Source organism: Allomesorhizobium camelthorni, from assembly GCF_011045125.1.
Taxonomy (GTDB): domain Bacteria; phylum Pseudomonadota; class Alphaproteobacteria; order Rhizobiales; family Rhizobiaceae; genus Allomesorhizobium; species Allomesorhizobium camelthorni.
Genome location: NZ_JAAKZF010000021.1, coordinates 1 through 22,593 on the forward strand (window position 1 = coordinate 1; position 22,593 = coordinate 22,593).

Here is a 22,593-nt window from a genome sequence, read left to right on the forward strand (position 1 = left end):
ACGCCGTGCATGCTGATTCTCGGTCAGCGCGTGCACGGAGGGATAATGCGTCGTTACAGCCGCTGGCTGGAGAAACGGGGCCACTCCCTTGCAGAGCCGCCGGCCGGGGAGTAGCGATTTGATCGGCCCACGGTGCCGGGGCTTAAACGCCGCGGGTGTCGCAAAGGCGATGTCGACCCAGACGGCTTCAGTATGTCCCGATGCCTGAACGCACCCGTATCGCGCTCGGCAACACACCTTAACGGAAAAGCATCACCGGCACCTTACATGATCGAATCATCTCGGTCGTCGTAGAGCCGATGACAAGGCTGCGGATGCGCGAATGCCCGTAAGCCCCCATCACCAGGAGGTCGATGCCTTCGGTCTCGACCGTCCGGGCAATGACGGCGTCAGGCTGGCCGGCCACGATGTCGGCTCTGACGGAATATCCGCCGGCCTGAAGGACCGAACCGGCATCCTGAAGCCGCTTTTGGGCCTCCGGTGTGTCTTGCGCGACCATCAGAAGCCGACAGGACTGGTCCTCGAACAACCGGCTTCGAGCGACGTGGTCAACAGCCTTCATGCTGCTCGCGCCGCCGTCGAAGGCAATCAGGAAGCTCTTGATGGGCTTGAACGCTCGCGATGCGACGAAGATAGGCTTACGGCTCGAACGGGCGATGCGCTCAAGGTTCGAGCCCAGGTGCAGTTTTGCGAAATCGGCGCCTTCGCCACGCTTGCCGATCACCACCATAGCGGCTTCGGCTTCCATCTCTACGACCGTTTCGACGATATCTCCAATCCGGAGCTTGGTCGTGACGTCGGTGACGCCGGAAGCCTCGATCGCCTCCTTGGCGTCCTCAAGAATTGCGCGGCCACGCTTCTGGGCGAGCTTTGCCCGCTGCTCGTCGAGCGCGCTCAATTCGGCAAGGAGCGTGCTGCGGGCGCCGAGCGCGATGCTCCCGCTCAAATCCGTCGGCGCGCTCGCGGTTTCGCGACGGCCGAGGACATGTAGAATCTCGATGGACGATCCCGTGCGTTTTGCGATCCAGGCAGCATGGTCGCAAACGCTCTTCGAGTAGATCGATCCGTCTACCAGCGCGATCAGTTTCGACATGTGTTCCTCCTCAATGGCCCATGAGACGTTCGAGCGCGCCCGGCTTGTCGTGAATGGCGAGCCTGTCCACGATCGTCTCGCTCGCCGTGTTCAGTCCGATGATGTCGACAGCCGCCCCCTCGCGGCGGAATTTCAACACGATCATGTCGAGCGCGGCGACGCTGGAGATATCCCAGATATGCGCCCGGCTGACATCGATGGTGACCTTTTCGAGCGCTTCCTTGAAATCGAAGGCGGCGGTGAAGTCGTCGGCCGACGCGAAGAAGACCTGGCCTTCGACGACGTAGGTCCGCGCCGTGCCATCCTGCGACAGCGCGGATGTGACCCGGAAAATCTGCGCGATTTTCCAGGCAAAGAAAATGCCGGACAGAAGAACGCCGACCAGGACGCCGATCGCCAGATTATGGGTGAAGACGACGCAGACGACTGTCGCCAGCATGACGGCGGACGAACTGCGCGGATGGTGCCTGAGATTCTTGATCGACGACCAGGAGAACGTTCCGATCGAGACCATGATCATGATTGCGACAAGGGCGGCCATCGGTATCTGCTTCACCCAGTCGCCGAGAACGACGATCATGAACAGGAGGAATATGCCCGCACAGAACGTGGAAAGCCGCCCACGCCCACCCGATTTCACGTTGATGATCGACTGGCCGATCATGGCGCAACCGGCCATGCCGCCGATGAAACCGGTCGCGGCGTTGGCGATGCCTTGGCCGATGCATTCCTGGTTCTTGTCGCTCGGCGTATCCGTTAGATCGTCGACGATCGAAGCGGTCATCAGCGATTCCAGCAACCCGACAGCGGCTACCGCCGCCGAGTATGGCAGGATGATCATCAGCGTTTCGAGGGTCAACGGAATTTGTGGAATCAGGAAGACCGGAAGCGTCGAAGGCAGTTCGCCCATGTCTCCCACCGTCCTGAGGTCGAGACCAAAAACAATGGCGATCGCCGTCAGCACGAGGATACAGACCAACGGCGATGGAACCGATTTCGTTAGCAGCGGAAACAGGTAGATGATGCCGAGCCCGGCCGCGACCATCACATAGGTCAGCCATGGTACGCCGATCAGTTCCGGAAGCTGCGCCATAAAGATGAGGATCGCCAGCGCATTGACGAAGCCTGTCATTACCGAGCGCGACACGAAACGCATCACGTAGCCCAGACGGAGCAGCCCGGCAGCGATCTGGATGAGCCCTGCAAGAACCGTGGCGGCCAGAAGATACTGAAGCCCATGCTCCTTGACCAGGGTCACCATCAGCACGGCGGTTGCCGCGGTGGCCGCCGAGATCATACCGGGACGGCCGCCGGTGATGGCTACGATCACTGCGATAGAGAAGGAGGCGTAGAGGCCGACCTTCGGATCGACGCCGGCGATGATCGAAAAGGCGATGGCTTCTGGGATGAGCGCCAAGGCGACCACCAACCCTGCGAGGACGTCGCCGCGAATGTTGCCGAACCACTGGTCGCGGTAAGCGGTAAGCGAATGCATAAAGAGTCCATTGAAAACACAAAACCGCTCGGATCGGACGATCCGTTCAAAGGTTCATGATTGGCGGTTGCGTTGTCCGGCGGATCGGCGGCCGGAAGAGCCACCCGGATTCTCACCGGGTCCGATTGAATGACCCTCTATAGAGCGAGATCATCTCGCATTGCAACATGACACGAGGACGGCTCTTCAATTGCCGCTGTGCTGGTTCACAACCATGCACCGACCGTCGCATTCCAAACAACTCTGGGATAGTCTCGCGCTTGAAGCGAAGTCCGGACCAATGGAGGCAATACGATCGGATGAAAGAAGGCGCGCAGAAGCGGCGCGTCGCCTTGGTCGGCACCGGCCATCGCGGCGCTGGCACGTGGGGCAGGGAACTGCTCGCCAATTGCGGGCAATGGGTCGAGTTCGTCGGGCTTTCCGACCGGAATTCCCTGCGGCTGGAGCGCGCCCGGGCGGCAATCGGCACCGCAGCACCGGTTTTCACCGACCCTCACGCCATGCTTTCGGTGACCAAACCGGACATGCTGATCGTCTGCACCCGCGACGACACTCACGCCGAGATGATCGTGGCGGCGCTCGAAGCGGGCGTGGACGTGCTGACGGAAAAGCCCATGACCACGACTGCGCAGATGTGCCGGCGCATCCTGAAAGCAGAGCAGCGCACCGGCCGGCGCGTCGATGTAGGTTTCAACTACCGCTTCTCGCCGACGGCGAAGGTCATCAAGGAAGTGCTGCTGTCCGGCGCGATCGGCGAGGTCGTCTCGGTCGATTTCCACTGGTATCTGGATGTCCAGCATGGCGCCGATTACTTCCGGCGCTGGCACGCCTTTCAGACCCATTCCGGCAGCCTGTTCGTCCACAAGGCCACGCATCATTTTGACCTCCTGAACTGGTATCTGGCGTCCGACCCGCAGGAGGTTTTTGCCCGCGGCGCGCTCCGCCGCTATGGGCGCGCCGGCCCGTTCCGCGGTCCGCGCTGCAAGACCTGCCCGCACGCGTCGATCTGCGATTTCCACATCGACATCGGCCGCGATCCCTGGCTCGACATGCTTTACGAAGACCCGTCGCGCGAGGACGGTTATTTCCGCGACGCCTGCGTGTTTCGCGAGGAAATCGACATTTTCGACACGATGAGCGCGGCGATCCTTTATGAAAACGGCGTCCAGGTTTCGTACTCGCTCAACACCTTCATGCCGATCGAAGGTCACCACCTCGCTTTCAACGGTACGAAAGGCCGCGTCGAGATCCGCCAGTACGAGCGCCAGGCATGGGAGACGCCCGACGAGGATGAGATTTTCGTGATGCGCAATTTCGGCGCGGCGGAGCGCATTCGCATCCCTCACCAGGCCGGCGGCCATTTCGGCGGCGACCTCGCGCTGCAAAGAATGCTGTTTGCGCCTGGCGCGACCGATCCGCTCGGGCAGCGGGCGGACGCCCGCGCCGGCGCGATCTCGGTGCTGACCGGCGTCGCCGCCGTCGAAAGCGCCCACACCGGCCAGCCCGTCAAGGTGAAGCCGCTGCTCGATGAGCCCAATGCGGCCTGATCGGCTCGCGATGCAGCCCGGCAGGTTTCAAACGCAAGGGGATGGCAAATGACCCGCGTGCTTGTTGCAGCGAAGTAACCATTGAGTTACTATCAGCACATGCGGAGGCTCCGCTTTCAGGCGTGGCATCCGTGACCAAGGGCGACGGCCCGAACGCTCAGGGAGGAGCAGCACATGAACAACCGCATTTCTCGGCGGGACTTCGGCCGCCTCACGGCCGCCGGCGCATCGCTTGCAGTTCTCGGTGGAATGATGACGCCGGCTCAGGCCGAAACCCGGCTCCGCCTCATCTGGTGGGGCAACCCGGACCGCGACCGGCGCACCAATGAGGTCGTCGACCTCTACGTGAAGCAGAATGCCGACGTCGTCATTGACCCGGAAACCTACGCCTGGAACGACTATTGGCCCAAGCTCGCCACGCAGGCGGCCGGACGGAACCTTCCCGACGTAATCCAGATGGATTACCGCTATATCTTCGAATATGCGCGGCGCGGCCAGCTCGCCGACCTGACGCCGTTCGTCGGCAAGTCCCTCGACCTTTCCGATTTCGATCCGAACCAACTCGCATCGGGCAAGGTGGATGACAAGCTCTACGGCATCTCGATGGGCGCCAACTCGATGACGCACGTCTACAAGCCGGCGCAACTGGAACAGCTCGGCCTGCCCGTGCCCGATGCCACCAAGTGGACGATCGACGATTACGTCGCGATGGGCAAGGAAGTGAAAGGGAAGCTGCCGGAGGGGCTCTACTTCTCGGAGAACATGGCCTATCGCGAGCCGAGCCTCGAGACATGGGTGCGCCAGCGCGGCAAGGCGCTCTACACTGCCGACGGCAAGCTCGGCTACGACCTCGAGGACCTCACCGACTATTTCGCCTTCTGGTTCCAGATGCAGGAGGACGGGCTGACGCCTCCGGCCGACCTGCAGTCACAGGCTATCGCCTCCGGCAAGATGGAGGACACGATGTTCGTAACCGGGCATGCGGTGTTCGACTTCATCCACTCCAACCAGCTCGTGGCAGTGCAGAAGCTCGTTCCTGACGATCTCGACATCACGATGATCCCCAACCAGAAGGACGGCAAGCCGGGCCAGTACCTCAAGCCCTCAATGCTCATCTCGATGTCTGCCACGGCGGCCGATCCGGAGGCGTCGGCGAAGCTCATGAACTTCTTCGTCACTGACGAGAGCGCTGCCGACATTCTTCTTATCGAGCGCGGCGTGACGGGCGACGCCAGCATCCGCGAGCGCATCCTGCCCAAGCTGTCGCCGACCGAGCAGAAGATCGTCGCCTATCTCGACGTGGTCGGCACGCATGTCGGCGACCTGCCTCCGCCGCCGCCGAAGAATGCCGGCGAACTCGACCGCGCTCTGCAGCCGGCTTGGGAGTCGGTGGCCTTCAAGAAGGTCGACCTGAAAGTGGCGGCAAAGGATTATTACGAGAAGGCGAAGGTGGCGCTCGAACGCGCCTGACGGGATCTGCCCGGCATGGCCACGACCGCCGCTGGCGAAATCGGTGCGGAAGGCCGTCGCGTCGCGGCGGCCTCCAGCCTGTCCGCGCGCCTGGCCCGCTCCTGGCGCCGCAACGGGGCGGGCTACCTGTTTCTCACACCCTGGCTGATCGGCTTCTTCGGCCTCACTCTCGGGCCGACGCTCGCCTCCCTCTATCTCTCCTTCACGGACTACGACCTCCTCACCCCGCCGCGCTGGGCGGGGCTCAAGAACTACGAATACGCCTTCTTCCAGGACGAGCGGCTTCGCCATGCTTTGTGGGTGACGTTTCACTATGTGATCTGGGCGGTGCCGCTGAAGCTCGCCGTGGCGCTCGCGCTCGCCATGGCGCTCGACCGCAGCGTGCGCGGCGTCGGCCTCTACCGTGCCGCCTTCTACCTGCCGTCGCTGCTCGGTGCGTCGGTCGCGATCGCGCTCCTCTGGCGGCTGATTTTCGGCGCCGACGGGCTCGTGAACCACTTGCTGTTCGTGATCCTCGGCATCAAAGGACCGGGATGGGTCACGCATCCCGACTACGCGCTGTGGACGCTGATCGCACTCGCGGTGTGGCAGTTCGGATCGCCGATGATCATCTTCCTTGCGGGCCTGCGGCAGATCCCGCAGGATCTCTACGAGGCCGCGTCGATGGACGGGGCAGGCGCCCCGCGCCAGTTCTTCCGGATCACGCTGCCGCTGCTTGCCCCCGTCATCTTCTTCAATCTCGTCTTCCAGACGATCGAGGCGTTCAAGGCCTTCACACCGGCGTTCATCGTCTCGGGAGGCAGGGGCGGCCCGGTCGACTCCACCCTCTTCTACTCGCTCTATCTCTATATCGAGGCCTTCGAGAATTTTCGTATGGGCTACGCTTCGGCGCTCGCTTGGCTGCTGCTCGTGATCATCGGCATCTTCACCGCGACCGCCTTCCTCACGTCGCGCTACTGGGTCTACTACGAGGACGAGGGCCGATAGATGGCAATGCCCGGCACATCGCGAAAATCCGCCGCCTGGCGATCGGTGAGCCGCCACGTCATCCTGATTCTCGCGGCCTTCGGCATGCTCTATCCGCTGATCTGGATGGCGGCGAGTTCCTTCAAGCCGGACAACCTTATCTTCACGCAGCCGAGCCTCGTCCCGAGCGTCTGGGATTTTTCGAATTATGCCAGCGGCTGGCATGCGCTACGCGTCGACTTCACCACCTTCTACAAGAACTCGTTCCTCATCTCGGCGCTCGCGGTGATCGGCAACCTCATGGCCTGCTCGCTGACGGCCTATGCGTTCGCGCGGCTGAATTTCCGCTTCCGCTGGTTCTGGTTCGCCATGATGATGGGCACGCTGATGCTGCCCTATCACGTGACGCTGGTGCCGCAGTACATCCTGTTCCTCAACCTCGGCTGGGTGAACACCTACCTGCCGCTCGTGGTGCCGCGCTTCCTCGCGGTCGACGCCTTCTTCATTTTCCTGATGGTGCAGTTCTTCCGCGGCATCCCGCGCGAGATCGACGAGGCAGCGATCATGGACGGCTGCGGCCCGTGGCGCATCTACTGGCGCATCATGCTGCCGCTCTCCTCGCCGGTGCTTGCCACCGCCGCGATCTTCTCGTTCATCTGGACCTATGATGATTTCCTGGCGCCGTTGATCTATCTGAATGACATGCGGCAATACACGGTGCCGCTGGCGCTGCGCGCCTTCATCGACTCGAGTGGCGGTGAATCCCTCTATGGCGAAATGTTTGCCATGTCGACGCTGTCGCTGCTGCCGGTCTTCATCGTCTTTCTGGTCTTCCAGCGACTGATCATCCGCGGCGTCGCGTTGGGGGCGCTGAAACGTTGAGCCGGCTACAGAAATGAAAGGATAGTGATGGCATCGCCTGGATTTGCATTCGCGGCAATCGGCCTGAACCACGGCCATATCTACGGCCAGACGGAGGTGATGATCAGAGCCGGCTGCCGGCTGAAAGCTTTTTTCGCGCCGGAGGACGATTTGGCCGCCGCCTATAGCTCAAAATTCCCGGACGCCAGGCGGGTGGCGGATGAGCGCACGATTCTCGATGATCCCGAAATCCTCCTCGTGATCGGCGCCGGCATCCTGGCCGACCGTACGCCGATGGCGGTCAGGGCAATGCGCAGCGGCAAGGACGTGATGCTCGACAAGCCGGGCGCAACGACGCTGGAGCAGCTCGCCGAACTGCGCCGGACTCAGGCCGAGACCGGCCGCATCCTGTCCATCCTCTATTCCGAGCACTACACCCAGCCGGCCACCATCGCGGTGGGCGAACTGGTCAGGGCCGGCGCGATCGGCCGCGTTGTCCAGACGCTGGGTCTCGGTCCACATCGGATCGGCAATTATCAACGCCCGGACTGGTTCTGGAAGCGCGACCGGACAGGCGGCATCCTCACCGACATCGGCTCGCACCAGGTCGAGCAGTTCCTGTTCTTCACCGGCAGCAGCCAAGCGGAAATCGTCGCCAGCCAGGTCGCCAATTTCGATCATCCGGATACGCCGGAGTTCGAGGATTTCGGCGACATCATGCTGCGCTCCGACACCGCCGCCGGCTATATCCGCGTCGACTGGTTCACCGCAGACGGCCTGCCCACCTGGGGCGACGGACGGCTGTTCATCCTCGGCACGGAAGGGACGATCGAGCTACGCAAATATGTCGACATCGCCGGCCGACCGGGCGGCAATCATTTGTTCCTCGTCGACCGCACGGGAACGCGTCACGTCGACTGCTCCGACACGAAAATCACCTATGGCGAGCAGCTTCGCGACGACGTGCTCAACCGGACCGAGACGGCGATGCCGCAAAAACATTGCTTTCTCGCCACCGAACTCGCCCTGACGGCGCAGGCCAAAGCCCAGCGTATCGACGGCGGCAGACCTCCGGAGAAAACCGCATGAGCAGACGTCTGAAGGTCGGCGTGGTCGGCTGCGGCGTCGGCGTTGGCCACATCAAGGGCTACCAGGAACTGCCGGATCTCTACTCTGTCGAGGCGCTCTGCGACATTGACCCGGCCCGAGCGTCAGCGATCGCCGGTGAGCACGGCGTTCGCGCGTCCATCGGCGATTTTGATGCGTTCCTGGAACACGACCTCGATATCGTGGATATCTGCACGCCGTCGGCACTGCATTTCGAGCAGGCGAAGAAGGCGCTGCTCGCCGGTCGTCACGTGGTGGTCGAAAAGCCCTTCGCCAGTTCGCTCGCCGAAGCCGATGCGCTGGTCGAACTGGAGCAACGGAGCGGTAAGCGGCTCTGCCCGGTGTTCCAGTACCGTTTCGCCAACGGCATCGCGCAATTGTTCCACCTGCGCCAGCGGGGTTTTGCCGGCAATGCCTATGCGGCGACGGTGGAGACGCATTGGCGACGCCTGCCGGCCTATTACGACAATCCATGGCGCGGCCGCTGGGCGACCGAACTCGGCGGCTGCATGATCACTCATGCCATCCACAACCACGACATCCTGACACATGTGCTAGGACCGGTCCGCAGCGTCTTCGCCCGCACTTCGACGCGGGTGAACCCGGTCGAGACGGAGGACTGCGCGGCGGCCGTACTGGAGATGGCGGACGGCTCGCTTGCCACTTTGTCAGTCACGCTCGGCGCGGAGGAGGACATGTCGCGGTTGCGCTTCTGCTTCGAGGGGCTGACGGCGGAGAGCAATCGCAGCCCGTACAATCCCGGCACGGCGCCGTGGCGCTTTATTGCCGCCGATCCTGAGCGCCAGCGGGCCATCGACGCGGCGGTCGCCGAGGTCGAGCCTGCGCCGGAGCGCTATGCCGGCCAGTTCCTGCGGCTGCACCGGGCGCTGACCGAAGGCGGCGCACTGCCGGTCTCCATCGCGGATGCGCGGCCGTCGCTGGAACTGATTACAGCCGCCTATCATTCGGCGCGGACGGGCGAGGCGGTGCATCTGCCGATCGGGCGGGATCATCCGCTTTATGCCGGCTGGCTGCCCCGGCCGGACAGGGAGGTGGCGTGATGGCAAGCCTGGAACTGCGCAACGTCGTCAAGCGGTTCGGCGCGGTGGAAATCATCCACGGGGTCGACCTGACGATCGAGGATGGCGAGTTCGTGGTCTTTGTCGGCCCGTCCGGCTGCGGGAAATCGACGTTGCTCAGGATGATCGCGGGACTCGAAGGCATTTCTGCGGGCGAGGTCTATATCGACGGCGAACTGGTCAACGACGTAGCTGCAGCCAAGCGCGGCCTCGCCATGGTCTTCCAGTCCTACGCGCTCTATCCGCATATGACGGTGCGGAAAAACCTCTCCTTCGGCCTTGAGACGATGGGCGCCTCGCGCGAGGAGACGAAGCAGCGGGTGGCGCAAGCCGCCGAAATCCTACAGATCGATGCGCTTCTCGACCGCAGGCCGGGGCAGCTCTCCGGCGGGCAGCGCCAGCGCGTCGCCATCGGCCGCGCCATCGTGCGCGAGCCGCGGATATTCCTGTTCGACGAGCCGCTCTCAAATCTCGACGCCGAGCTTCGGGTGCAGATGCGGGTGGAGATCAACAAACTGCACCGCAGGCTCGGGACCACGATGATCTTCGTCACGCACGACCAGGTCGAGGCGATGACGCTTGCCGACCGGATCGTCGTGCTGCGCGCCGGGGTGATCGAGCAGGTCGGCACGCCGCTCGACCTCTACAACCATCCCGCCAATCTGTTCGTGGCCGGCTTCATCGGCTCGCCGCGCATGAACTTCCTTGCTGCGGAGATGGTGGCCGGCGAAGGCGGCGAGACGCGAATCCGCGGGAAGTCCGGGCTCGATCTAGTCTTTCCGGCGGTCGATCCTCGCCAGGAAAAAGTAACCTTCGGTGTCCGGCCGGAGCATCTCGGGATCGTCGATCCGGCTGGCGCCATGCTCACCGGCGAGGTGCAGATCGCCGAGCACCTCGGCGGCGAGACTTTTCTCTATGTGGCGCTGCCCTCGGGAGAGACCATCGTCGTTGAGATCAAGGGCCAGGCTGCGGTCCAATCCGGCGAGCGGGTGGGCATAGAAGTGGATGCGGCCGCCTGCCACGTTTTCGGTGGCGACGGGCTCTTGATCGGCCGCGTCGCCGGTTCCGAATTGCCCAGTTCCGCCGCCCGCATCGAACAGGCGTCGGCCCAGGCGGCACGGTTATGAATTCGGACCTCGACCCGCTAAGCCGGCTCATCGACGGAAACCTACCTTTGCGGGTTCATGGTGGAGGGGTAACCAGGCAGGGTGGGGCATGACACAGACGGATGAGGCGGCGGCCGCCGCCGGGGACAAGCCGGCAAAGAACCGCCGCGGTTCAAGCGCTGCCGGGTCGGCGCGCGATCCGGAGCGCACCCGCGCGGCCATCCTCGACGCGGCGGTCCGCGAATTCGCGACCGAAGGCTTTGGCGGCGCCCGGGTCGACGCGATCGCGGCGCGGGCCAAGATCAACAAGCGGATGCTCTATCACTACTTCGGCAACAAGGGGGATCTCTACCTCGCAGTGCTGGAGGAGACCTATCGGGGTATCCGCGTTGCGGAGCGCAAGCTGCACCTCGAGGACCTGCCGCCGGACGAAGGCATGCGGCGGCTGGTGACTTTCACCTGGGAGTATTTCCTGGAACATCCGGAATTCCTGTCGCTGCTCAACACCGAAAACATGATGCGGGCGCGCCACCTGAAGCGCTCGAAGCGCATTCAGGAGCTTCATTCGCCGCTGATCGGCCTGATCGACGAACTGCTCACGCGCGGGGCGCGCGAAGGCCTGTTCCGTTCCGGTGTCGACCCGGTCCAACTCTACGTGACGATAGCGTCCATCGGCTTCTTCTACCTATCGAACCGCTGGACCCTGTCGACCATATTCGGCCGCGATCTCAACGCGGACGCCGCCCTCAAGGAGCGCGGCGCGCACATTGTCGACGTCGTGCTCGGCTATCTGAAGCCCTGACGCAAACTGCTGCGAAGGACCCTTGACCGTGGTGGATTTCCGAGTCAATCTTGTAACCGGATAGTTACTTGAAGCCAGGCCAAACTGGCCGGTTGATAGCAGCAGGCGTGTCACGGGCGCCTGGCGCGAGGGAGGCGCGAAGATGGCTGAGCGGCGCATCGGCATCATCATGCACGGCATTACCGGCCGCATGGGTCTCAACCAGCATCTGATTCGCTCGATCGTGGCGATCCGCGCGCAGGGGGGCGTGGCGCTGTCGAACGGCGACCGGCTGATGCCCGATCCAATCCTCGTCGGGCGCAATGCCGACAAGGTCGAGGCGATCGCCAGGGCGCACGGCGTCGAGCGCTGGACCACCGACCTCGCCGCCGCTCTCTCCAACCGCTCGGACGAGATATTCTTCGACGCCGCGACCACCCAGATGCGCGCCGAGCTCATTGGCCGCGCCATCGACGCCGGCAAGCACGTCTATTGCGAAAAGCCGATCTCGGACAAACTCCATGTCGCCCTGGCCCTCGCCAGAAAAGCCAGGGCAGCCGGCATCAAGCACGGCGTCGTGCAGGACAAACTGTTCCTGCCAGGCCTGAAGAAGCTCGCAATGCTGCGCCAATCCGGCTTCTTCGGCCGCATGCTCTCGGTGCGCGGCGAATTCGGCTACTGGGTGTTCGAAGGCGACTGGCAGGCGGCGCAGCGCCCGTCGTGGAACTACCGCAAGAAGGACGGCGGCGGCATCATCCTCGACATGCTGTGCCACTGGCGCTACGTGCTCGACAACCTGTTTGGCGAGGTGAAATCCGTCTCCTGCCTCGGCGCGACGCACATCCCGACGCGCGTCGACGAACAGGGCCGTAAATACGAGGCCGATGCCGATGACGCGGCCTACGCGACCTTCGAGCTCGACGGCGGCGTTATCGCGCAGGTGAACTCGTCATGGACGACGCGGGTGCGCCGCGACGATCTCGTCACCTTCCACGTCGACGGCACCCACGGCTCGGCGGTCGCCGGGCTGACGAAATGCTGGACCCAGCACCGGGTCAACACGCCGAAGCCGGTGTGGAACCCAGACATCCCGCAGACCATCGACTTCTTCGACACCTGGGAGGAGGTACCGGACAACTGGCCTTCCGGCAACGGCTTCAAGGAGCAATGGGAAATGTTCCTGCGCCATGTTGCCGAGGACGGCCCGTGGAAATACGATCTTGTCGAGGGCGCCAAGGGCGTGCAGCTCGCCGAACTCGGCCTGAAAAGCTGGCGGGAGCGGCGCTGGCTCGACGTTCCGGCGCTGGAAATATGATGACCGAAATCCGGCTGCCCACCGCCGACCGGCGGATCGAGCCCTACGCCATGACCGGCGAGCCGATCCGGATCGAACGGTGCGACGCCGGCTCCTTCCCGCGTATCGCATTCGCCGCCGCCCATGTCGTCGCCGATCCCCTGGCCGACAATGATCCATGGCTGACGCCGGCTATCGATTGGGAGAAGACGCTTCGCTTCCGCCACTATCTGTGGGATCTCGGCCTGGCGGTGGCGGAAGCCATGGACACCGCCCAGCGCGGCATGGGGCTCGGCTGGCCGGAGGCGCGCGAGCTTATCACCCGCTCGGTGGCCGAGGCCAAAACCCGGCCCGGGGCGGTGATCGCCTGCGGCGCCGGCACCGACCATCTCGCTCCCGGCCGCGATATCACGATCGACGATGTCATCCGCGCCTATGAGGAACAGGTCGAGGCGGTTGAGGCCGCCGGCGGGAGTATCATCCTGATGGCGAGCCGGGCGCTCGCCGCAGCCGCCAAAGGCCCCGACGACTATGCTCGCGTTTACGACCGCGTGCTCGCCCAGGTGAAGGAGCCGGTGATCATTCACTGGCTCGGCGAGATGTTCGACCCCGCCCTCGAAGGCTATTGGGGCTCCGCCGACCACTGGGCGGCGATGGACACCTGCCTCGACGTTCTGGCGGCGCATGCGTCAAAGATCGACGGCATCAAGATCTCGCTCCTGTCGAAGGAAAAGGAAATCGCTATGCGCCGGCGTTTGCCCAAGGGCGTGCGCATGTACACCGGCGACGACTTCAACTACGCCGAACTGATCGCCGGCGACGGGGAAGGTCATTCCGACGCCTTGCTCGGCATCTTCGACGCCATCGCGCCGGCTGCTTCCGCCGCTCTCGCAGCGCTCGGGCGCGGCAGCCGGGACGAGTTCTTCGGCATACTGGAACCGACCGTTCCGCTGTCGCGGCATGTCTTCAAGGCGCCGACGCGCTTCTACAAGACCGGCGTCGTCTTCCTCGCCTATCTCAACGGGCTCCAGGATCATTTCGTCATGATTGGCGGCCAGGAGAGCGCCCGTTCGCTGCTCCATCTCGCCGATCTCTTCCGTTTCGCCGACCGCGCTAGGGTGCTCCATGATCCGGAGCGTGCCGCCGCGCGAATGGCCAAGGTACTGGCGGTGCATGGCGTCGGATGACGTTGGAACAATGCCAGGCTGGTCCGTTCGGGAGCGCTCCCGTCGAGCCGGCATAACAACAAGGGAGGAAGACCATGTTGAAAAGAACAGTGCTTGCCGCCTTCGTCGCGGCGTTTCCGCTTGCCGCTTCGGCCCAGGATTATCCGTGGAAGCCGGACCGCCCGATTACCGTGATCGTGCCATGGGCGGCGGGCGGCTCGACCGACCAGGTGGTGCGCGTCACCGCGGGGGAGATCGAGAAGGAGCTCGGCCAGAAGGTTGTTGTCGTCAACACGCCAGGCGCTTCCGGCTCGATCGGCACCAAGGCGGTCATCGACGCTCCCAAGGACGGCTACACCTGGGGCTCCGGAGCCGCCAAGGACCTAGGAACCTACGTCGTGAGCGGCCTGGCCGACACCAAGGTCGAGGACTGGCAGCTTTATCTCAGCGTCATCAACGTATCAGTGCTCAGCGTCAATCCGGACTCGCCGTACCAGACCGCGGCCGAGCTGGTCGCCGCCATGAACGAGAAGCCCGGTGCGGTTTCGGTCGCGACCGCCGGCATCAACTCGTCCGGCCATGCCGCGGTGGAAGCCCTCACCCAGGCGCTCGGCCTCACCTACAAGCATGTCAGCTACGATGGCGGCGCGCCTGCGGTGAACGCGACGGTCGCCGGTGAGACCGAGGTTACGACGCAGCTCGCCGTCGAGCAGGCGGCGATGCTGCGCGCCAAGCGGCTGCGTCCGCTGGCGGTGCTGTCGGACAAGCCGCTCGAACTCGACGGCTTTGGCACGATACCCCCGATCACCGAAGCGGTCGCCGGCTTTACCCCGACGGACAATTATTTCGGCATTTTCGTGCCGAAGGGCGTTCCTGCGGAAGTCACCCAGACGCTGGACATGGTCTGGGAGAACGTCATTTCCAAGTCGGAGGCGATAAAGGCCTACGCGACCAAGAACGGCGCCATCTTCGCAGCGCCCTATGGCGAGAAGGCGATGGAAGCGGTCATGCCGGCGATCCGCGTCACCGCCTGGCAGCTCCATGCGGCCGGCAAATCGAAGGTCGCGCCGGACACGGTGGGCATTCCGAAGCCCTGATATCGACGACTGAGGGCGGGCGGCTTCCGCGGCGGCCCGCCATTTCGGAGTTTCAATGGACGATCGCAAGCCTTCCGCCTTCGCCGATCTCGTCTCCGGCTCCTGCTGGGTCGCTCTCGCCGCCGCGATTATGATCGGCTCTTGGCGGATGGACCGCCTGGAGCATCTGCAGGCGAGCATTTATTCCGCACCGGGCATCGTTCCCGGCCTGATAGGGGTCGCGCTCGCTCTCATGGGGCTGGTGCTGATGCTGCGCGCCTGGTGGGCAGGCGCGCTTGCCGGGGCCGGCCGGCCGCGCTTCGCGTGGAGCGAACACGCGCGGCTTCTCACTGCGGTCGCGCTCTGCCTCGCCTTCGCGATCGGTCTTGTCGGCCGCGGCCCACCGTTCTGGCTCGCCGCTGCTATCTTCATCGCGGTCACCGTTTTCGCGTTCCAGTTCCCCGAGCGCCGCGCCGCCCGGACGCTCCTGCGCGGCGCGCTCATCGCCGTCGTCTATGGCCTCGTGTCGGGCTATGCTGTCCATTACGTCTTCCAGGAGCTGTTCCTGGTCAGGCTGCCGTGAGCATGGGCATGTTCGACGGCCTCATCATGTTCGGCCATTCGATCGCGAGCTTCGCTACGCCGACGACCATTCTTTACGCTCTCGTCGCAACGCTGGTCGGCCTCGTCATCGGCGCGCTACCGGGCCTAACCGCCACCATGGGCGTCGCGCTCATGACCACCATGACGCTGACGCTGCAGCCCAACGACGCCATCCTGATCCTGATCTGCACCTATGTCGGCGCGATCTACGGCGGCAGCCGCAGTGCGATCCTGCTCAACATTCCGGGCACACCGGCCTCCGCCGCCTCTTGCCTCGACGGCTACGCGCTGGCGAGGCAAGGGCTGGCTGGCCGCGCCATGGGCATCGCCACCACCGGCTCGGTGCTAGGCACCTGGATCGGCATGTTCTTCCTCGCGACGCTGACGCCCGTGCTCGGCGAAGTGGCGCTGAAGTTCGGCGCATACGAGTTCTTCTGGCTCGCAGTCTTCGGCGTGGTGATCTCCGGCAATTTGACCGGAAACGATCCGCTGAAAGGCTGGATAGCCGGCTTCCTCGGCCTGTTCATCGCCACGATCGGCCAGGAAGGGCTCTACGCCCACGACCGCTTCACCTTCGGCTATCACGATCTCTCGGGCGGCATCGCGCTTTTACCGGCGCTGGTTGGCGCCTTCGGCTTCGCCGAAGTGCTGACGGTGATGCGCGACAAGCCGCGCGATGTGATCCTGAACAGCTTCGATGCAGTCATCCCCCGCATCCGCGACGTGTTGCAATACTGGCGCACCATCATCCGCTCGGGCGTGATCGGCACCGGCATCGGCATCATCCCCGGCGTCGGCGAGGACGTCGCGGCATGGAGTTCCTACGCCGCCGCACGCCGCGCCAGCAAGGAAAAGGAAAAATTCGGCAAGGGCTCGGTCGAGGGGCTGATGGCGGCCGAGACAGGTGACAACGCCTGCGTGCCGGGCTCGGTGATCCCGGTGCTGACGCTCGCCGTGCCCGGCTCTGCGCCCGCCGCCGTGCTGCTTGCCGCCATGCTGATCCACGGCGTCCAGCCGGGACCGCTGATCATGGTCAATTCGCCGCAATTCGTCTTCGACGTGGTGGCGATGATGCTTATCGCCAGCGTCGCCATCCTGATCTACGGGCTGACGCTGACCCGCCTGCTGGTGAAGATCCTGCAGGTGCCGCAGACGCTAGTGATGCCGGTGATCTTCGTGCTCTGCGTCGTCGGCTCCTTCGCGCTCGCCTCGCGCGTCTTCGACATCTACGTCATGCTGTTTTTCGGCATCGCCGGCTTTCTCTTGCGCCGGCTAAACTATCCCATGGCGCCGCTGGTGCTCGGTATCGTGCTGGGCGACCTCCTGGACAAAAACCTGCGCCGGGGACTCGTGCTTTCCGACGGCGACCTGACGCCCTTCTTCACCCGGCCGATCAGCGTCGTGCTGTTCCTGTTGATAGCGGGGACCGTCCTGCTCAATATTCCTGTGTTCCACCGCGCCGCCGTGAGCCTCTGGGCGTACGTGAGCGCTCCCTTCCGCCGGACGAAGCGCCCGGACCAACCGACATCGCGGAGGCCGCATGACTGAAACCGTCGAGGGACTGTCGATCAATCTCGCGACCGTGCGCCAGCAATGGGGGTTTGCCGAGGCGGTGGAGGGCTGTCTGCGCCATGGCATCCACGCCATCGCGCCCTGGCGCGACCAGATTGCCGCCATCGGGCTGGATCAGGCAGCGCGCATCGTGCGGGAGGAGGGACTGCAAGTTACCGGCCTGTGCCGCGGCGGCTTCTTTCCGGCCTCCGACGCCGCGGGCCGCCGAGCGGCGATAGACGACAACCGCCGCGCCGTCGAGGAAGCCGCCGCACTGCGGGCCGATTGCCTGGTTCTGGTGGTCGGCGGACTGCCTGCCGGCTCGCGCGACATCGCTGGCGCCCGCGCCATGGTAGTAGAGGGCATTGCTGCGGTGCTGCCTGACGCGGTTGCCGCCGGCGTGCCGCTCGCCATCGAGCCGCTGCATCCCATGTATGCCGCCGACCGGGCTTGCGTGAACACGCTTTCCCAGGCGCTCGACATCTGCGATGCGCTCGACCCACCACAGACCGGCGCGCTCGGCGTCGCGCTGGACGTCTATCACTGCTGGTGGGATCCCGAACTGGAGGCACAGGCCTTGCGCGCCGGGCCGAAACGCCTGATGGCCCACCACATCTGCGATTGGCTGGTGCCGACCCGCGACATGCTCACCGATCGCGGCATGATGGGCGACGGCGTCATTGACCTGCCGGCGATCCGCCGCATGGTCGAAGCCGGGGGCTTTTCGGGTCCCCAGGAGGTCGAGATCTTTTCGGCCGAACACTGGTGGAAGAAACCCGGCGACGAGGTCCTGGCGACCTGCGTGGAACGGTTCCGCACGGTCTGCTGAACGCCTGTGCCAGGGTCAGTACGGCTGCTGTTTCGGAGAAAAGGCGTCGCTTTCGCCGGGAACGAAATCCAAGGGCCAAAGCCGGCGCGAAGGGCCTTGCGGATACGATTCAGCATAAAGCGGCATGGTGGCCAGCAGGGTTTCGGCCAGCGAGATGCCCAGATCGCGCAAATTGAGGCTGAAGGACGTAAGTGACGGCGACAGGAAGCGAGCATGCGGACTGTGGCGTCCGATGACGGCAATGTCCCGTCCGGGCTTCACCCCGGCTTCCTCCAGCCCGCGGTAGAGGCCAATGGCGATCGTCTCGTTCACGAGCACGACGGCAGTCGGCCGTTCCTCGCAGGCGAGGATCGCGCGAGCGATCTGGTAGCCACCAGCCTCGCTGGGCATCGAACGGAAGATCAGGTCCTCCTCGAGCGCGAGCCCGTGGTTTGCCAGTGCCTCCCGGCAGCGCTCGACGAAAACATAGCCAAGATTCGTGTCGTCGTGGGGACGGGTTACCGCGATCCGCCGATGCCCCTTGGCCACGAGGCGGTCGATCGAGGCCTGGGCCATACCCTCGAAATCGAGATCGATCCAAGGCTGGCCGACATCGGTCAGGCTGCGGCCGAGCGAGATGAACGGGATCTTGCGCTTCGCCAGGAAGTCGAAGCGATGGTCGATCCGCCTGGTCGAAGACAGGATGAGGCCATCGGCGAACCCGCGCGCGACTATGCGCCTGAGATAGTCGTAGGGATCCTCTTGCGATGAGCAGAGCAGGGCGACCAGATCAAGCTTGTGGCGCGCAAAAACCGTCTGCACGCCGTCGAAAACGCTCATGAAGAACGTATCGCCATGCCCGGTGATCTCGCTTCCCGTCTGCATCATGAAGCCGATCACGCCCGTTGCCCCCTTGCGCAGGGCGCGTCCCGACTGGTTCGGGACGTATCCGAGCTCCTCCGCCGCCTCCAGCACGCGCTTGCGCGTTTCGGCATTGACGTCCGGCTTGCCGTTCAGGGCTCGCGACACGGTCCCGATCGACACATTCAGATGTTTGGCAAGCAGGTGGATGCCCTTCATTTCCTAGATCTTTCTCCCGTTATTCCCGATTCCGGCGATTCACCCATTGACACAGTTATCAGCGTCAAACTACTATCGTAAACGTTTACGGAAGCTAAATCGGTTCTTCGTAATCGTTTCCGGTGAAGATCTTTGCGCCGCCGGTTAGGGAGGAGCATCGTGCCGATGAAGGCAGTGGTTTGTGGCTGCGGAGCTATGGCCAAGGGCTGGCTGAGAGCGCTTGCCGAAACTCCGGCCCTGAAGGGTGCTGTCGAGATCGTCGGGCTGGTCGACGTCGACCTTTCGGCCGCCGAGGCTCTGGCCGAAGAATTCTCCCTTACAGATGCAGTCACCGGAAGCGATCTGAACGCCGTGCTTGAAGCGACGCGGCCCGATCTCGTTTTCGACGTAGTCGTGCCGTCCGCGCGGCACCATGTCGTCGGCACCGCGCTTGGCTATGGTTGCCACGTGCTCAGCGAGAAGCCGATGGCGGCCTCGCTGGAGGAAGCAGAAGACCTCATAGTCCTTGCGCGCCAGGCCGGGCGCATCCACGCGATCGTGCAGAACAGGCGCTTCATCTCCGGCGTGCGTCGCATGCGCCGGGTCGTCGAGACCGGCGCTCTTGGCGATCTCACCGGCATCCACTGCGATTTCTTCATAGGGCCGCACTTTGGCGGCTTCCGTGAGCAGATGGACAACGTGCTGCTGCTGGATATGGCGATCCACACATTCGATGCAGTGCGTTTCGTTTCCGGAAAGGCGCCGCTGGCGGTTTACTGTCACGAAAGCAATCCGCCTGGTTCCTGGTATCGCCATGGCGCGGCCGCCAACGCGATTTTCGAGTTTTCCGACAATGTCGTGTTCACCTATCGCGGCTCCTGGTGCGCAGAGGGCGCGCGCACGAGTTGGGAAAGCGCGTGGCGTGTCATCGGCACAAAGGGGACCTTGCTCTGGGACGGCGCCGACAAGCTCGACGCCCATGTCGTTTCCGGCGAGACGGGGTTCCTGCGTGAGGTGAGCGAGATCGAAGTGCCGGGCCCTTCACGCGAGGCGGATACCCACGGCCATGCCAGCGTCATTCAGGGTTTTCTGAGCGCAATCCGCGCCGGCGTCGCGCCGGAAACGGACGGCAACGACAACATCAAGAGCCTTGCCATGGTTTTCGGCGCCATCGAAAGCGCCCGCCGGCGCGAGCGCGTGACCATCGCGGCTTAAGGAGCATCAATGACTGACCTGGCAAAATCTATCCGCATCGGCACCATGGTAAACGCCACCAAGGGCGGTGCGGCCAAGCGCATCGGCGAAATAGCCGATCTGGGTTTCGAAAGCTTCGAACCATTTTTCTGGCAAACGACCAACGGCCAGGATCTCGCCGAACTCGGCAAGCGCTGCGCGGACGCGATCGGCGATCGCGACATCACCATCTCCACGCTCGGCATGTTCGGCAATCCGCTCGAGGAAACGGAGATCGACCTTCAGACGCTGCAGGGCTGGAAGGATTGCATCGACAACGCCCATCATTTCGGGGCGAATTGTGTAGCCGGCTTCACGGGGCGCATCCGCAACAAGCCGCTGACGGACAGCCTTCCCCGCTACAAGGAGGTCTGGAGCGAACTCGCCAGGCGCGCCGCCGACAAGGACGTGAAGATCGCCTTCGAAAACTGCGCCATGGACGGCAATTGGGTGAGCGGCGACTGGAACATCGCGCACAATCCGGACGCCTGGGAACTGATCTTCAACGAGACGCCTGATGACAATATCGGCCTCGAATGGGAGCCGTGCCACCAGATGGTCTATCTCATCGAGCCGCTGCCCCAGATCCGCAAATGGGCGGACAAGATTTTCCACGTCCATGGCAAAGACGCCACCATCCGGTGGGACGTGATCCGGGAGCACGGAATTTTCGGCAAGGAGAAATTCGTCTTCATGCGCACGCCGGGTTTCGGCGACAGCAACTGGACGGACATCATTTCGGAGCTTCGCCTGGCGGGCTGGAGCGGATCCATCGACATCGAGGGCTGGCACGATCCCGTCTACCGCGACGGGCTCGAAATGACGGGCCAGGTCTTTGCGCTCAATTATCTCAAGAATGCCAGGGGAGGCGCGTTCGTCGCCGACCCGGGATGACGTGCATGGTGACCGGCATGGAGGAAGTTGCCGGTCACGAAGACAACGAAACGGAGGAGAAGATGAGTTTCCGCAAATATGCGATTATCGGCGCGCTGGCACTCGCAACCAGCTCATTTTTCGGCCTGAACGCGCAGGCCGAGGACGTAACCCTGACGCTCTGGTCCCTCGACCGGGATATCCAGCCCGCTCCCAACTTGATCAAGGAATTCAACGCCCAGAACAACGGCATCAAGATCGAATACCGCCAGATCCAGTTCGATGACGTCGTTACCGAGGCAATGCGGGCCTATGCCTCCGGCCAGGCCCCCGACATCATTACCGTCGACAACCCCGAGCATGCGTTGTTCTCGTCACGCGGCGCATTCCTCGACCTCACCGACATGATCGCAAAATCCTCTGTCGTGAAGCCGGAGAACTATTTTCCCGGGCCGCTTGCCTCGACCATGTGGGATGGCAAGAACTTCGGCATTCCCAAGGCGACCAATACGATCGCGCTCTACTACAACAAGGACATGTTCAAGGCGAAGGGGCTCGATCCCGCCAACCCGCCGCAAACCTGGGACGAACTCGTCGAGGCAGCGCGCAAGCTGACCGATCCGGCCGCGAACGTCTACGGTCTTGCCTTCTCCGCCAAGGGCAATGAGGAGGGCACATTCCAGTTTCTGCCCTGGGCCCAGATGGGCGGTGGCAGCTATGACAATATCAACGCCGAAGGCGCGGTGAAGGCGCTGGAGATCTGGAAGACGATCATCGACGAGAAGCTGGCCTCGCCCGATACGCTGACGCGCGGCCAGTGGGATTCCACCGGCACCTTCAATTCCGGCAACGCCGCCATGGTGATCTCCGGCCCATGGGAACTCGACCGGATGGTGCAGGAGGCAAAATTCGATTGGGGTGTGGCGCTGCTGCCGATTCCCCATCCAGGTGCGGAACGTTCGTCGGCCATGGGCGACTTCAACTGGGCGATCTTCGCCACCACCAAGCACCCCGAGGAGGCGTTCAAGGCGCTGGAGTTCTTCGTCTCTCAAGACGATAAGCTGTTCCAGAATTTTGGCCAATTGCCTGCACGATCGGACATCTCGATCCCGAAGACCGGCCAACCCTTGAAGGACGCGGCTCTCGAGGTCTTCCAGGAGCAGATGAAATACGCCAAGCCGCGCGGCCCGCACCCGGCATGGCCGAAAATTTCCAAGGCCATCCAGGACGCCATTCAGGCGGCGCTCACGGGTCAGATGAGCGCCAAGGACGCTCTCGACCAAGCGGCCGAGAAAATCAAGGGCGTCGAGGGATAGCTGCAGGTGTCGCGCTGGAAGGCCGCCGAGGCGGTCACCACAGTTCCTCCCGGCAGGGCCGTTTCCTCGACTTCTAGCAGGAGGCGGCCCTCGTCGGAGAGTGGCGGAG

General features: G+C 63.7%; 20 protein-coding genes and 1 other annotated feature. Of the genes, 17 read left to right on the plus strand and 3 right to left on the minus strand.

Annotated features, from left to right (window positions below; all coding sequences use genetic code 11):
- Positions 1-238 precede the first annotated feature (238 nt).
- Positions 239-1,093: a universal stress protein gene (locus G6N73_RS16130; protein ID WP_165029321.1), complete on the minus strand. Its 855-nt coding sequence runs from the start codon at positions 1,091-1,093 to the stop codon at positions 239-241.
- 10 nt (positions 1,094-1,103) lie between these two features.
- Positions 1,104-2,588, minus strand: coding sequence for a SulP family inorganic anion transporter (locus G6N73_RS16135; protein WP_165029323.1), 1,485 nt, complete (start codon positions 2,586-2,588; stop codon positions 1,104-1,106).
- 70 nt (positions 2,589-2,658) lie between these two features.
- Positions 2,659-2,714 (minus strand) — a sequence feature (sul1 is cis-regulatory element that is thought to sense ions involved in sulfur or methionine metabolism; They are found in Alphaproteobacteria).
- 173 nt (positions 2,715-2,887) lie between these two features.
- Here G6N73_RS16135 and G6N73_RS16140 point away from each other — a divergent pair.
- The 14 genes from G6N73_RS16140 to G6N73_RS16205 all read left to right on the plus strand — a co-directional run bounded on the left by G6N73_RS16140 (position 2,888) and on the right by G6N73_RS16205 (position 18,024).
- Complete coding sequence (locus tag G6N73_RS16140; protein ID WP_165029325.1) at positions 2,888-4,135, plus strand: Gfo/Idh/MocA family protein; 1,248 nt, start codon at positions 2,888-2,890, stop codon at positions 4,133-4,135.
- Between the two features lie 174 nt (positions 4,136-4,309).
- The gene (locus G6N73_RS16145) at positions 4,310-5,605 is read left to right on the plus strand and encodes an ABC transporter substrate-binding protein (protein ID WP_165029327.1); all 1,296 of its coding nucleotides are present in this window, start codon (positions 4,310-4,312) and stop codon (positions 5,603-5,605) included.
- A gap of 15 nt (positions 5,606-5,620) precedes the next feature.
- Positions 5,621-6,592 carry a carbohydrate ABC transporter permease gene (locus tag G6N73_RS16150; protein WP_165029329.1) on the plus strand — a complete coding sequence of 324 codons (972 nt, stop codon included), beginning with the start codon at positions 5,621-5,623 and terminating at the stop codon, positions 6,590-6,592.
- Positions 6,593-7,453 carry a carbohydrate ABC transporter permease gene (locus G6N73_RS16155; RefSeq protein ID WP_425484093.1) on the plus strand — a complete coding sequence of 287 codons (861 nt, stop codon included), beginning with the start codon at positions 6,593-6,595 and terminating at the stop codon, positions 7,451-7,453.
- A gap of 27 nt (positions 7,454-7,480) precedes the next feature.
- Positions 7,481-8,521, plus strand: a complete 1,041-nt coding sequence (locus G6N73_RS16160; protein WP_165029331.1) for a Gfo/Idh/MocA family protein — start codon at positions 7,481-7,483, stop codon at positions 8,519-8,521.
- Positions 8,518-9,600 (plus strand): Gfo/Idh/MocA family protein, encoded by a 1,083-nt coding sequence (locus G6N73_RS16165; RefSeq protein WP_165029333.1) that lies wholly within the window; start codon positions 8,518-8,520, stop codon positions 9,598-9,600. The genes G6N73_RS16160 and G6N73_RS16165 overlap by 4 nt, the downstream gene beginning before the upstream one ends.
- Positions 9,600-10,745, plus strand: coding sequence for an ABC transporter ATP-binding protein (locus tag G6N73_RS16170; RefSeq protein WP_165029335.1), 1,146 nt, complete (start codon positions 9,600-9,602; stop codon positions 10,743-10,745). Before G6N73_RS16165 ends, G6N73_RS16170 begins: the two co-directional genes overlap by 1 nt.
- Before the next feature lie 88 nt (positions 10,746-10,833).
- A complete protein-coding gene (locus tag G6N73_RS16175; RefSeq protein WP_165029337.1) occupies positions 10,834-11,526 on the plus strand; it encodes a TetR/AcrR family transcriptional regulator in 693 nt (230 codons plus the stop codon).
- A gap of 142 nt (positions 11,527-11,668) precedes the next feature.
- Entirely contained in the window at positions 11,669-12,820 is a 1,152-nt protein-coding gene (locus G6N73_RS16180) for a Gfo/Idh/MocA family protein (RefSeq protein WP_165029339.1), read from the plus strand.
- Complete coding sequence (locus tag G6N73_RS16185; protein WP_165029341.1) at positions 12,820-13,986, plus strand: dihydrodipicolinate synthase family protein; 1,167 nt, start codon at positions 12,820-12,822, stop codon at positions 13,984-13,986. Before G6N73_RS16180 ends, G6N73_RS16185 begins: the two co-directional genes overlap by 1 nt.
- 74 nt (positions 13,987-14,060) lie before the next feature.
- Positions 14,061-15,062, plus strand: coding sequence for a Bug family tripartite tricarboxylate transporter substrate binding protein (locus G6N73_RS16190; protein WP_165029344.1), 1,002 nt, complete (start codon positions 14,061-14,063; stop codon positions 15,060-15,062).
- A 55-nt stretch (positions 15,063-15,117) separates the two neighbouring features.
- The gene (locus tag G6N73_RS16195) at positions 15,118-15,624 is read left to right on the plus strand and encodes a tripartite tricarboxylate transporter TctB family protein (protein WP_165029346.1); all 507 of its coding nucleotides are present in this window, start codon (positions 15,118-15,120) and stop codon (positions 15,622-15,624) included.
- Positions 15,625-15,632: 8 nt separating this feature from the next.
- Positions 15,633-17,192, plus strand: coding sequence for a tripartite tricarboxylate transporter permease (locus tag G6N73_RS16200; protein ID WP_165029348.1), 1,560 nt, complete (start codon positions 15,633-15,635; stop codon positions 17,190-17,192).
- Positions 17,185-18,024 carry a sugar phosphate isomerase/epimerase family protein gene (locus G6N73_RS16205; RefSeq protein WP_165029350.1) on the plus strand — a complete coding sequence of 280 codons (840 nt, stop codon included), beginning with the start codon at positions 17,185-17,187 and terminating at the stop codon, positions 18,022-18,024. The genes G6N73_RS16200 and G6N73_RS16205 overlap by 8 nt, the downstream gene beginning before the upstream one ends.
- 15 nt (positions 18,025-18,039) lie before the next feature.
- On the opposite strand, the gene G6N73_RS16210 is transcribed toward G6N73_RS16205, so the two are convergent.
- On the minus strand, positions 18,040-19,083 hold the full coding sequence (locus G6N73_RS16210; protein ID WP_165029352.1) for a LacI family DNA-binding transcriptional regulator: 1,044 nt from the start codon (positions 19,081-19,083) through the stop codon (positions 18,040-18,042).
- A gap of 159 nt (positions 19,084-19,242) precedes the next feature.
- Between G6N73_RS16210 and G6N73_RS16215 the strand changes: the two genes are divergently transcribed.
- The 3 genes from G6N73_RS16215 (at position 19,243) to G6N73_RS16225 (ending at position 22,484) form a co-directional block, all read left to right on the plus strand.
- Positions 19,243-20,277, plus strand: coding sequence for a Gfo/Idh/MocA family oxidoreductase (locus G6N73_RS16215; protein WP_165029354.1), 1,035 nt, complete (start codon positions 19,243-19,245; stop codon positions 20,275-20,277).
- A gap of 9 nt (positions 20,278-20,286) precedes the next feature.
- A complete protein-coding gene (locus G6N73_RS16220) occupies positions 20,287-21,189 on the plus strand; it encodes a sugar phosphate isomerase/epimerase family protein (RefSeq protein WP_165029356.1) in 903 nt (300 codons plus the stop codon).
- A 62-nt stretch (positions 21,190-21,251) separates the two neighbouring features.
- The gene (locus G6N73_RS16225) at positions 21,252-22,484 is read left to right on the plus strand and encodes an ABC transporter substrate-binding protein (RefSeq protein ID WP_165029463.1); all 1,233 of its coding nucleotides are present in this window, start codon (positions 21,252-21,254) and stop codon (positions 22,482-22,484) included.
- The last annotated feature ends 109 nt before the right edge of the window (positions 22,485-22,593 follow it).